The 13,439-nt window shown below is 43.5% G+C and carries 9 protein-coding genes; all 9 read right to left on the bottom strand.

Annotation, left to right across the window (positions count from 1 at the left end):
• A partial coding sequence (tssI, locus tag BKL51_RS05690; RefSeq protein ID WP_143530555.1) for a type VI secretion system tip protein TssI/VgrG occupies positions 1 to 4,001 on the bottom strand: 4,001 nt, incomplete at its 3' end.
• A gap of 239 nt (positions 4,002 to 4,240) precedes the next feature.
• Positions 4,241 to 6,043 (bottom strand): serine aminopeptidase domain-containing protein, encoded by a 1,803-nt coding sequence (locus tag BKL51_RS05695; protein WP_077465773.1) that lies wholly within the window; start codon positions 6,041 to 6,043, stop codon positions 4,241 to 4,243.
• Positions 6,043 to 6,720 (bottom strand): cyclase family protein, encoded by a 678-nt coding sequence (locus tag BKL51_RS05700; RefSeq protein WP_077465774.1) that lies wholly within the window; start codon positions 6,718 to 6,720, stop codon positions 6,043 to 6,045. The genes BKL51_RS05695 and BKL51_RS05700 overlap by 1 nt, the downstream gene beginning before the upstream one ends.
• A 17-nt stretch (positions 6,721 to 6,737) precedes the next feature.
• Positions 6,738 to 8,102, bottom strand: coding sequence for an alpha/beta hydrolase-fold protein (locus tag BKL51_RS05705; protein ID WP_077465775.1), 1,365 nt, complete (start codon positions 8,100 to 8,102; stop codon positions 6,738 to 6,740).
• 142 nt (positions 8,103 to 8,244) lie between these two features.
• Entirely contained in the window at positions 8,245 to 9,711 is a 1,467-nt protein-coding gene (locus BKL51_RS05710) for a gluconate:H+ symporter (protein WP_077465776.1), read from the bottom strand.
• A gap of 23 nt (positions 9,712 to 9,734) precedes the next feature.
• The gene (gene denD / locus BKL51_RS05715; RefSeq protein ID WP_077465777.1) at positions 9,735 to 10,682 is read right to left on the bottom strand and encodes a D-erythronate dehydrogenase; all 948 of its coding nucleotides are present in this window, start codon (positions 10,680 to 10,682) and stop codon (positions 9,735 to 9,737) included.
• 102 nt (positions 10,683 to 10,784) lie between these two features.
• A complete protein-coding gene (gene otnI / locus BKL51_RS05720; protein ID WP_077465778.1) occupies positions 10,785 to 11,561 on the bottom strand; it encodes a 2-oxo-tetronate isomerase in 777 nt (258 codons plus the stop codon).
• Between the two features lie 2 nt (positions 11,562 to 11,563).
• Positions 11,564 to 12,196, bottom strand: a complete 633-nt coding sequence (locus BKL51_RS05725; protein ID WP_077465779.1) for an aldolase — start codon at positions 12,194 to 12,196, stop codon at positions 11,564 to 11,566.
• Positions 12,193 to 13,437, bottom strand: coding sequence for a 3-oxo-tetronate kinase (gene otnK / locus BKL51_RS05730; protein ID WP_077465780.1), 1,245 nt, complete (start codon positions 13,435 to 13,437; stop codon positions 12,193 to 12,195). Before otnK ends, BKL51_RS05725 begins: the two co-directional genes overlap by 4 nt.
• Between the last annotated feature and the right edge of the window lie 2 nt (positions 13,438 to 13,439).

Consider the following 13,439-nt stretch of genomic DNA (forward strand, 5'->3'; position numbering starts at 1 on the left):
AAGGCGGTTTCTCGGATTGCCGCCTGATTCGGCGTGTTCGATATGATTGTCTCACTGATACCGTACTCCGTTTGTTTACTGAGTTGACCGTTTTCGTCGTATTCATATTGCGTGAGCTTATCATCAAAGCCTTTTTCCCAAATCACCCTGTCCGATTCGTCATATACAAAACGGTAGGCGGCATGGTTTTCGTTAGTCAGTCCCACTAATCTGCTCGCCTGGTCGTAATGGTATTGGAAACGATGACCTTGAGCATTGGTTTTCACTGTCAGTAAGCCGTCAGCCCGGTATTGGTAGGCGGTTTTGTTGCCCTGCGGGTCGATAACCGCTGCCATACGCCCTGCGTTGTCGTAACGATACGTGGTGCGGCTTTGGTTCGGTAACATCATTGCAATCAGTTGTTGACGTTCATTGTAGTCATAGCCGGTGGTGTGACCGAGCGCATCGGTTTGCGTGGTAAGCTGCCCCCATTCGTTATAGCTAAATCGGGTTTGATTGCCCGAGCAGTCGGTAACCTGAGCTAATTGAGCGTTATCATCGTAGGTAAAGAGAGTATTGTTGCCAAGCGGATCGGTTATCTGACTTAACAATCCGTTGTCGGTGTAAGCATAGCCGGTCGTTTGTTTTAACGCATCAAGGCGTTCGACCAGGTTGCCGCGTTCGTCATAGCGGTAACCTGTCATATTGCCAAGGGCATCGGTTTGTCCGGTTAGCCGTCCGTTGTTGTCATACATAAAATACAACATCACATTATCCGGGCGGGTGAGCTTGGTCATCTGTCCTTGCGGGTTATATTCAAAATAACTGGTTTGTCCAGACGGAGCGGTTTGACTTAACACCCTGCCTAATTTGTCTCTCTCTTGCAGCGTTGCCTGTCCGTTTGCCGAGACGAATTTAACTAATTCGTGATGTTCGTCAAAATAGTAGGCTTCCTTTCGCCCCAGCGCGTCGGTCACTTGTGTATAGCTCAGGAAATAGGCAAACTCCCAACGATCGCCGAGGCTTGTGGTATTACGTATCACTTTGCCGCTTGGGGTATATTGGTCATACTCATAGGTGGAAACTAAGCCTGCGGCGTCTTCATGAGCAATCATCAGGTGATTGCGATAGGCGAATTTACGTACCGCATCGCCCAAGCTGTCTTTTACTTCAATTAAATCTCCTTCGGCATTGTAGCGGTAAGAGACTAATTTTTTCCCAAGCAGGGGATCGTCCGGGGCGGAAAGTGCGGTGTGTTTTTGCAAGGTTTCTTGTAATTGGGTGAGATTGACCACGGAAAAGGGTTGGGGTAATAAGTAAATATCGGTCAGCCGCCACTGTGGTGAGCAGTCAGACGCTTGGGGATTGAGGGAAGTGTTCTTAAACTGTAACGCAAAGATCCGTCCGTTACCGTCTGTGACGGCATAAGGTAGCGGATATTGTCCGTATAACCCTTGCCCGTATAAGAACTGTTGGCGGTTGCCGTGGTTGTCTTCAATCGCCTGCAAGGTGAAATAACGGATTGACGTTTGCCCGTCTTGCGCCTGTCCGACCGGTTGCGAACTCAGATAACGAAATGTCATTCGCACCGACTTTGTCGTATTGGCAATTTCAATCGTATCCGCCCCCAGATAGCGCACCCAAATCTGTTCGGCTTGAATAAATATCGGCGTGCCGTCAATCTCGCGCGGCAACGCAATTTCACGACCTTGTTCGTCAAGATAGTAAAAGGATTCAAGTGCGGTCGATATCGGCGGTGTTTTTTGTCCTTCATTCAGCGGCTTGTCTAACTCTACCGTCTGCTCTAACCGCCCCTCTATCCATTGACTGCCGTTCACCCGCCAACCTTGCCCCAACCAGTTCCCCGTTTCCCCCGCCGGAATATCCGAGTAATATGATCGACGCCAAGTGAGCGGTAACAGCCCCGGTAAGGCAAAATCCACTTCATTAGTCAGCAGTTTAATCCCCAAAATCGGATTGACCGGTCGCCCGACCGCCGCAGCCTGCTTACAGGCGATACATTCTCCTTCCACCGAACGGCCGCCTGCCATCGCCTCGCCTTTAACCGTGAGCGGCCCTTCAATGGTGACGACGCCTTTTAAGGTAATTCCCTTTTCATTAAGATGAATCTGACCGCCTTTGCTGTCTAAGCGAATTTCATCTTTGCCGGTGACGTGCATATTTTGGCTTATCATCGTTAATAATTGCGCAGTGCTAAGGTGGGTATTATTGCCTACATCAATGCGGTAATCCTTGCCCACCGTTAAATCAAAGTCCTGACCGACCATTTCCTTTTGGTTCAGCAACACATTCAGACTGCGCATCATCCCCACATTATGTAACTCGTTCATGGCGATGTTGGTCATCCGGTTAAAGCCTACCGTGAGCAACTCATTTTGCTTGATGGTTTGCGAGCGGTTTTTCCCGACGGTGATTTTTTCATGACGGCCGACTTTTTCGGTGCGATTACGACCGACTTTGGTAGTTTCGTCGTGATTCACCACATTGTTTTGGTTTTTTTGCGCATGAATAAAGATTTCTTCTTGCTCTTTTTCATCATCGAAACGTAATTCGTTAAACCCCTCCCCCTTATGGGTTTTGGATTTAATCGTCATGCGGGTTTTATGGATCGGCAACGGATAAGGCGGCTCTGTAGTACCGTGATAGGTACGCCCGGTAATAATCGGTTGGTCCGGATCCCCCTCCAGAAAACCGACCAACACTTCATGTCCGATGCGCGGAATGGCCATTGCGCCAAACTGCGCCCCCGCCCAACCTTGGCTCACCCGTATCCAACAAGAGCTGTGTTCATCATTATTACCCTGTCTGTCCCATGGGAACTGGACTTTCACCCGCCCCCATTCGTCACAGTAAATTTCTTCGTCTGCCGGCCCCACCACATGCGCCACCTGAAGTCCGTCCACGTGCGGTTTTGGCTGGGGAGTAGGACGCCATTGTCGTCCCTGCGGTATCAGTTTGATGTCGTTTTCATAACGATTGCCTTGCTCGCCGCTCTCTTCTTCCAATACGCCACTCTGCCAACCGCTATGGGTGACGCCAACAACCAGCCAATCTCGATTGTAGTCGGTTCGGCTATGACCGATTAAACCGAAGCAATACCCCGGCATCACCCGCAAATCGTCACTTTTGGCGGTAGCGAGCTCGGCCTCACGTTGGAGATACTCCAAACGGTAGCGGGTAAACGGCTTACCCTGTGCATCCCGTTTATAACGCCCCGGGTAGTCGTAAAACTCATATTGAGTATCACGGTTTTCGCCGAAGATGTTAGCCGTGTTGTGTACCGCTTGGTGTTCTTGGTTGTAACGCGGATGAGTAAAGGTATAATCCCGTAGTGTTTGTTGCGTGCCGGCCAGTTTTTCTTCATAGGACCAATGCCACACAGCCGCTTCCGGGCGCTCGCCTGCCGGCATCGCATTATATAATAGCCGCCCTTTTGATTCCGCAAGCTCGGTACTGTTGGAAAAATGTAAAATATGATTTTCGGCGGTATGTTCAAAATAATAGTACGTGCCTTCTTCTGCCGCTAAGCGTTCAATAAAGGCTAAATCGGTTTCGCGGTATTGTACACAGTATTCCCGCGTCCAGTAGGCATCGGTAAAATGAAACTGATGTTGGGTCACCTGATTTTTACGCAACAGGGTTTCAATAATCTGTTGGCTGTCTTGTTGTTGGAAAATACGCAAATCCGCTTGTAAATTAGCGCGGGATAAGGCCGGCTCAATCACCATATTATAACGGGTGCGGGAAAAACCGCTTTCTTGTTGTTTGAAGGCAGTGACGATACCGTTAAGATAACGAATCGGCATCTCATCTTGCCAGAAGATTAAGGTGGCGGGGTGGTTTAAAATATCGGCGAAGTTGGGGGGGGTATCAAACCCAGCTAATTCCAACTCAGCACGAAAAGGGGAGGATAAATGTTCGGTCAATACAAAACTGACCACATCAAATTGGCTTTTGCCGTTGACCGTGAGGCTATAACGATAATCGGATTGAACTGCCATAAGCGCTCCTATTGAGAGGGAAACGGTTATTCATTTATGACTTTAGGTTGTAGAAATAGCTCTGATTTTTTATCAGACTGACTAAAAATATAACAACTTTGGTTAATTGACAACTTTTTTGAAATATAAGGGGGGATGCGACAAAAATGAAAGAGAAGATTTTTTATTATAGTGCGGTCAAAATTTCATTCAATTTTATGACCGCACTTTTATTTTGACTAAAATAAGAAAAATACAATTTATGCTAAAAAACGCCCGATAACTTGCCCCCCGACCATAATCCAAGTCATTAACAGAGATGTTAAAAATACACCTAGATAAATATAGCCTGTTTTTAAATAACACCAGTAATTGATAAAAACAAAGGCAATGATCTGCGGAATAATCACGACAAGCATCATCATCCATCGACCACCGAACTGCGGTAACCCGAGTACATCAAACATTGGTCCTATTTGCATAAATGCCGGAATAAAGTGGAAACACCATAAAATGATTAATCCGCCTGCGGCAAAAACACTACTCTTTAATGTCCATACGCACAACGTTTTAGTAAATGAGGTTGCAGCTTTTTGCTTCATTTGCACAGAAATAATTAACCCATAAAAAATGAAGAAAAAGAACAAAATAGGCAACCAATAAATTGGGAATAAATCGAAACGTTCAGCCGTTAGCGGTTTGAGTAGCGGCCACAAGAAACGCAATTCGACGCCCCAATAAAGCTGTACAAAATTTGCGATGGCGTATAACCAAAAAATCAGCAATATGGCTAACACTAATGAGCGAAAAATTAACGTCCGTGTCGATATGTCTTGATTATTGCTGCAAACCCCAAATTCTGCTAAAGAAATTTGCGTTGATTTTTTCCATACTAAGAAAAAGATTAAATTAATCAACGCACTCACTACTAACCAAGTCACAATTCCGTTGCCCATTTCTAACGGCATAAATGAGAAGGTGGCGGCAATAGGTTCGTTAGCCCCGCCCCACTGGGTGAAAATAGGATATAACACAATTGTGGCAACAATATTGATAAGAGCAAATATCCGCCAGCGAGACGTCGTTACTGCCATTTTTGGGGTGATAGTCTGAGTAATTGATGAAAAATAACCGCACTTTAATAACCCGTTTGCCAAGCATAACGCCGATCCTATCGCACAAATTAATGCAAATAATCCGGCAAACTCTTTATACCAATAAGTTTGCTGATCAGGCTCAATCCAGTCGGAATCCCGCTCTGCATTCTGCAACGTTTGATTAAACCACTGAATCGCTTCCTTATTACTGTGAGAAGAAATCATCACGCCGAGATGCGTTCCGTTGACTAATGCTGCTCTACGTGCAGAACCATCGTTAAAATTACCATAAGTGTGATCCCATTTTAACGTCTCACTTGGCGCCAACGAGAATGCTTTTAAGCGATTTTCATTATGCACTAATGATTTAACGGGAAAAGTTCTTTCACGATATCCGCCAATTTCCTCATACAAACCTTGAGTGAGCAAATAATTATTTAAACCAGCATCTCCACCATTAGAACTTAGTCCATTAATCGCACGATGATCCGGATTTAATTTTGCCACGCGAATCGCATTTAGTGCACCGGTAGAATGCCCAAAAATACCTAAACGTTGAGCATCCACAAAAGGTAATTGTTTCAAATACTGATAGCCATTATTGGCACCGCTCATATTCTTATTTGATGCCGGTAATTTGGTGGAATAACCATGCCCGAAATGATCAATTGCGAGTACAACGAAACCCCGTTTCGCCAATTCTAAAGCGCCAAAAGTCGTTGTCGCCTCTTTATCACTTTGATAACCGTGTAATGCAAGCAATCCTGGTTTGGGTGTTTCTGCCGTAGCGGAATGAGGGCGATATAATTTCGCCACCATAGGTTGATTTTCTTCTGTGATAAAACTAACAACGCGCACATCTATACGCCCAAAATCATTTTCAATTAAAGAAGAAAAATAAGCGCCGCATAAACTCAAGATTAACAAACAGAAAGTCCATAAAAATGGTTTTTTCCCAATTTTCATTAGCTCCCCTCCACTTCAGCTAACACGGTGACTTGCGCACTATCAATGCCCTTCACTCTGAGCGGTAAAGCAAAAATGCGTTTTAATTTTGCTTTATCTAAATGAGCGAGCGTCATATCTTCAATAATGCAAATAAAATCATCACTAAACATTCCCAACAAAATTTGATGTGCTTTTACACCATGATCAGGATGTGCCGGTGAAGCTAAAGAGATGAAATCAAATCCTACCGCTTTCAGATTTTGAGCGTGATCAATTAAATACTGTGCGGCTTGAATACTCAATGCGCCGCCATTTTCAGCATACTCCTGCGGGTTTTCTTTACGTGAAGTTTCCAACCCGGTACGAATAATCAAGCAATCCGCCCGTTGAATATCCGCCAAGTGCGGTTGAAAATCTTGAGGTTCTATCAGTTCTCCATTTTTCTTAGGAATATCAAGAACCAAAGGAGATTCATAAATAAATTGACTCAAGGGCAATTCCGTAATCGTCACGCCCTTTGGATTAAAATGACGTGGCGCATCAAAATGTGTACCAAAATGGTTAAATAAATGAATTTTCGAACTGTTATACACATCGCCATGATCCGTGTTAGTACAGCATTCTAGTGTTAATGTCGGTTCCCCCGGAAACCCGGGATCATTCACATCAAGTGGGTATGATAAATAGACGTACATAACTGTCTCCCCATTAATTAATTTTCATTTTTGTGCATTGCACGACGTTGTTGTAATAACCATTGCATGACTTCTGGGCTGTTAAAAATAACGTCCCAAGTATTGTGCGGATTATTATTCACGATGCCATTATCGCCCGTTTTTTCTGTGGTAAACTCGGTATATCTCACGTAAGGGGCGTGAAGTTGGTTATGCAAAATTTCATAGTTAATGCGAGAACCTTTAACCGGTGAAATTTGATCTTCCTTACTATGGAAAAACCACATAGGCACATTTTTAATTGACGCTAAATTTCCTTTATTGGCATTACCATCAATCCATTCCGTTGTATAAGCTTCCCTTCCACTTGCTAACAATGCACCGGCAAAAAAGTGCGGTCGTTTTAGTAAAAGATTTAGCACACCTTCCGCACCTCGAGACAAGCCAACCAAATAAATACGCTCTTTATCAATAGCAGGATTTTGCTGCACGACATCATCGATCATCTTTAATACTAAATTCACTCGATTTTGGGTTTGCCAGTGAATACCGCCTTTTTGCCCCTTATGTTTATCATCAAAAGGATCAAAAACCGTACTGTATTGAGGGGCGAGAACAAAGCCTTCTTCATATTGTAGTGTCGAAATTGCCCCTTTATTTGAAACAAGATGAGCCAAATTATCCGTACCGACTTGACCGGATCCATGTAAGAAAACAGTGAGAGGGTATTTTTTATTCTCCCTTAAATCAGGACGATAAAAACGATATTTCAAGCGATTATTTTCACTAAGCATCGCCGCTTGTTCGGAAAAATCATCAATAAATAAGGTTTTAATATGATCTTTTTCAGTATTCAAAGACACTGAATTTCGTTCAACGGTTTTCCCATTGGAGAGCTTTATATATCCGGTTTGATCAATTTGATAGACTAACTTCTTGCCATAATATTGCGGAACCTTTATTCCCTGCACTTTATCAATCTCAACAATGTTGCCGGCATTATCTCTTGCTTGAAATTTCATAGCTTGCTGATTATCCGGTTTCAACGAATATAAAGCCGCATTAGCCTCTCTATCGTCTAATTCGAGAATAACAAATTTACCTGATTTGGCTTGCACCGCCTTTTCCGGCAAATCATTAACGTAGGCTCGAATAATAGAACGAGGTCGCTTTTCTTTTTCTTCCAATTGGGTAAAAACTTGGTACGAATATCTCAAATCACTGCTTGCCAAAACATTATCTTCATATTCCAACACAACCCCCGTTACCCTTTGACCTAATGAAGTAATTTCAGCCAGTAGTGTAACCTGTATCGGTTTTCCCGATTTAGGACTATCCTCTTGAGCCCAAACATGAGAGAGTGCAAAAAATAAAGCGATACCAATAAATATTCTTTTGAACATATCAATCTCTCCTTCCTATAAAGCGAGTTACTGTCTACGTAATAATGACAATATGGACGAACTCCCTACTTAGTTTGTAATGGTAAAACGTTTAATATTGATTGAGCGAGAGAACTCGCCCTCCCACTCAACAGATTAGCCGTTATAATTTCTTACTCTGAATCCGAACGTACCCCATGATTAACGCAAGGATGCCTAATGGGAAAATTAAATCCGTTATCGAACCGTCATCACCCCAGATTAAATTAGCAAGAATCACCAGGCTTCCCCCAATTGCCCACGCGATTGTAGTAGGGACAGACCAAACGATCATTTGTTTCTTCACATCGTTAATACCCATCATTCGGTTAACCACCCAGAATAAACTATCGTTAAAATAGCCAAAGAAAAGCGATCCCATTGTTGCAGCTTGAGCTGCGAGCAACATATTCACTCCCGGAATTTGAGCTAAAATTGGAGCGGAAATTGATGCTGCCGTGATCATCGCCACCGTGCCGGAGCCCTGAATAAAACGGACAAGCGTAGACACAATAAAAGGAATTAAAATAGGCGAAATCGGCAAACCGGCAATTTGTTCCGCTAATTGTTTGCCGGCGCCACTATCGCGCAATACCGCGCCTAATGCGCCACCGGCACCTGTCACCAACAAAATAATTCCTGCTGTTTTCACCCCTTCTTCAAGGTGAAGTGCGGTCGTATTTTTATCTACTTTAGGCAGTAACGTGTAAACGGAAATTAAGACGCTTAACGCTAATGCAATCATTGGATGTCCAATAAAAGCAAAGAAGTGGTAGATTTGCATCTCTGCAATTGCCGGACTACTCTTAATTGCTAAATCAAGAATCGCTTTAATAAAGATGAGCAGAATCGGTAGCACGATTGGAAGTAACGATAGCCCTAAGCTTGGAAGATTTTTCTTCTCGTGTTTCTCAATATAATCATCATATTTTTGTTTTAATTCTTCCGTAGAAAAAGATTCTTGGTTGAAAGTCGGATATTTTTTATCTAACCATTTCGCATATAAAACCATGCCAACTACCGGCAATACGGCAAATGACATACCGACAAGTAACATTGCACCGATATCCACCCCGAACAAACCTGCAACCCCTAACGGTCCCGGTGTTGGCGGAACGGTATGGTGAGTAACCACTAAACCACCAGCAAGCGCAACGCCCAATGTCAGTAACGAGCGCTTTCCGTTTTTAGCCAACGCTTTAGCAACCGGATATAAAATAACAAAGGCCGAATCCACAAAAATAGGGATACTCACAACATAACCGGTAATCGCCAATGCCCATTCTTCTTTCTTTTTACCGAGGAACTTAATGAAGCTAAATGCCATTTTTTCAGCCGCGCCCGACACTTCCAAAACACTACCCATCATGACACCGAGACCGATAACAATCCCAATTCCCCCTAACGTTCCGCCAAAGCCTTTGGTTATCGCACCGAGGGTGTCATTAACGCTCATTCCTCCGATTAAACCGGCAATAGACGAAGCAATCAACATCGCAATAAAAGCATGAACACGCGTTCTTAACACCAAAACAACAAGAACGAATACAGCAATAATTAAGCCAATAATTGGCGTAGGTAGTCCAAGCATAGGTACTCCTTATCGTTAATAGGTCACATATCAAATTGAATAAATTGATGAATCACGTCTTTAAAATTCCGATCAACAGAAAATCCCAGTTCTAAAGCTTGTGAACAATTAATTTCAGCCGGCCAACTTGCCACGATATTGTTAATATTTTGATCAAACTCAAATTTGATATTTTCCAAAATCCCATCGCCTTTTACGCTCGCTAAATCGGCAAGCATCTGTTTAACACTGACCGTGAACCCCGGAAGATTAATGATATGCCAACTACGTAGTGGTAATGACGGTAACGTTAATGTATGAATGAAGTTCTCAACAATCGTATTCGGGCTTGATAACCAAAGTCGCAAATCTTCCGATACCGGACAAACAGCCTGTTCGCCATGCAACGGTTCTCGAATAATGCTACTCACAAAAGAAGATGCCGCTTTATTCGGTTTTCCCGGACGAACACAAATAGTCGGTAAACGAACACAAAAACCATCAACAAAACCTTTCCTTGTATAGTCATTGATGAGTAATTCACTCATTGCTTTTTGTGTGCCGTAGGTCGATTGAGGGGTAACCGCAGTATCGTTTTGAATGACGGCTGGCAATTCACCGCCGAATACGGCAAGCGAACTTGAAAAAACGAAACGTACTTTAGGATTATTTTGGCGACAAACTTCAAGCAAATTTTTTGTTGCCAAGAAATTAATTTCATAACCGAGATCAGGATCTTGTTCCGCATGGCTACTTACAATCGCAGCAAGATGGAAAACGGCATCCGTTTCAGCCGTAATAATCTCTTCTAATCCTTTAGGACGGCGAAGATCCATTTCAATACATTTTACGCGGGGATCATTATTCGGGGCGACAGGCTGCACCACATCAATTAGAGTAAGTTCATCGACATTAATCTTTGTTTGATTAAGTAATGTTTTTGCCAAGCGTTGCCCGAGGAACCCTTGTCCGCCGGTGATCACAATTTTCATAAAAATGCTCCTTGAACCTTTAAAAAGGTAAATTTAGGGAATAAAAAAGCGGCTATTTTCATATTTAAAAAAACATTGCAAAAAACAACCGCACTTTATGACTTATTTATACTTCTCAAACCATCCCAAACCGCCAGCTGTCTCTCCTCGCGGTTTGTATTCGCAACCGACAAAACCTTGATAGCCGATTTCATCGAGTTTATTGAAAATATAGTCGTAGTTAATTTCACCTTCATCCGGTTCATGACGATCCGGTACGGAAGCTATCTGTACATGGGCGAATTTGCCGTTTAATTTATCCGTTAAACGGGATAAGTTACCGTCCACATTTTGCGCATGGTAATAATCTAATTGAACGAATACATTATCGCGTTCAACCTGTTCCACGATTGCTAAGGTGTCGTATTGGCTTTTTAACAGATAATTCGGTTTAACTTCCGGACTTAAAGCTTCAAGTAAAATATTTACGCCGTAAGGTTTAAATTTCTCTGACGCATAACGAATATTGTTAATGAACGTTTGCTGATATTCCGCTTTATCTGCACCTTCAGGGACAACGGCCGCCATAATATGCACATTGGGGCAACCTAGACCTAAGGCATAATCAAGCACCATATCAATATGCGCACGGCTTTCCGCCTCACGCCCCGGAATTGCCGAGACACCCCATTCCCCTTTGGATACGTCACCGGCGGGTGTATTAAATAGAACCACTTGTAAGCCGTGTTTATCCAGCTCTTGCTTAAGGGTTTTAATGTCGTAATCATAAGGCCAAAGAAATTCAATATATTTGAAGCCGGCTTTGGCAGCGGCGGCAAAACGTTCAATAAAAGGAACTTCGTTGAACATCATGGTTAAATTCGCAGCAAATTTGGGCATTGCTATTTCCCCCTGTTTTTTAATTCGTTCACTTCGTCATCAGTGAGATAACGAATCGGTTTTCCTTGTAAAAGGAAAAAAAGTTTCGCGGTTTCTTCCAGCTCTTCCGCATTATCTGCGGCATCCAACAAATCGTTTCCCGTTACCACCACACCATGGTTCGCCAGTAAAAAGGCTTTGCCGGATAATGCCCGCGCTTCTAACTCTTCTGCAATACGAGGCGAGCCGGGGCGATAATAAGGAATCACCGGCAAGCCGCCGACCCGCATCACGTAATAAGGCGTAAATGCTTTCATTGCATTTTGCGGATCAAGATTTTCCAAACAAGAAAGTGCGGTCAAATAAGTAGAATGAAGATGGACAATTGCCCGACATTCAGGATTTTTACGATACATCGCTAAATGGAATACGGATTCTTTTGAGGGTTTATCGCCTTCAAGCACATTGCCGTCCATATCCAACACGGAAAGTCGTTCCGCTTTCAAACGCCCCAAAGAAGAGCCGGTCGGTGTCACTAAAATTCGATTTTCATCTAACCGTACGGAGAGATTTCCCGCACCACCGACGGTATAACCTCTCTCATAGAAAGAACGACCAAGTTGCACCATGAGTATTTTTAATTCCGAATCAGTCATAACATCATTTCCTGCGCATCAATAAAAAATGTTTCTTTGCCGAAGTTGCCGGATTTCAACGCAAGTGCGGTCGATTCTCCCAACGCTTTTAACCAAGGCACGCCTGGTGCAATTTGTTTGCCGATTTGAAAGCCGGTAAATCCAAGTTTTTGCACAACAATGCTGGAGGTTTCACCACCGGCGGTGATAAAGTTCTCTACGTTGGCTTCTTCTCTTAATCGTTGTGCTAATTTTGCAAAAGTTTGCTCAATTGCCCGGCTTGCCTGTTCGGCACCAAATTGCGCCTGAATCCGTTTTAATTCATCAGGTGGCACTGTGGCATAAACCATTGGTGCAAGCGGTTCATCAATATGTGGTAAAACTTGTTCAAATAAGGTGTCGGCATAGTCGGCATCTGCTATCGCTTTTTCCACCTCTAAGTAAATCGCAGTGGCTTTTTCTTTATAAGCGTTCACTTGCTTATTGGTCATCTCGGAACAAGAACCGGAAAGAATAATGTTTCGTGCTTTTTTCGGTACAAACGCCTCTTCTGCTCTTTTACCGCCGCTTAATCTCGCCGCCATATAAGCACCCAGCCCGGAACCGCCGGTCACTAATTTTAAATCACTCACCGCCTCCGCAAGGACAGCAAGCTGGCTATTATCTGCCGCATCCACTACCGCATAACTGAATCCCGCTTGTTTTAATTGGGTAAAACAAGATTTCACATGATCTGCGCCTTGAATCACATCCGCATAACTCACCAAGCCCGTTTTGCCTTTCGCCTGTGCATCCATTAAACGTATAAGGTTGGCATCTTTCATCGGGGTAATCGGGTGATGGCGCATACCGGATTCATTCAGCAACACATTGCCGACAAATAAATAACCGTTAAAAATTGTTCTTCCATTAATCGGTAAAGCCGGCGTAATCACGGTAAAATCGTCATTAAGCGCTTCTAATAAGGCATCCGTTACCGGGCCGATATTGCCTTTTTCGGTACTGTCAAAGGTCGAACAATATTTAAAATAGAACTGAGAACAACCGCTCTTTTGTAGCCAATCAAGCGCTTGTAATGATTGTTCGATCGCTTCTTCCGCCGGATTTGAACGAGACTTTAAGCTAATCACAATGGCATCGACTTTTTCCGTTAACGCCTTGTTCGGTACGCCATTCATTTGCACCGTACTCAAACCGTTTTCTACAAGAAAACTGGCAATATCGCTCGCACCGGTAAAATCATCCGCAATAACACCTAACATCG

It is taken from the genome of Rodentibacter sp. Ppn85 (assembly GCF_001999335.1).
GTDB lineage: Bacteria > Pseudomonadota > Gammaproteobacteria > Enterobacterales > Pasteurellaceae > Rodentibacter.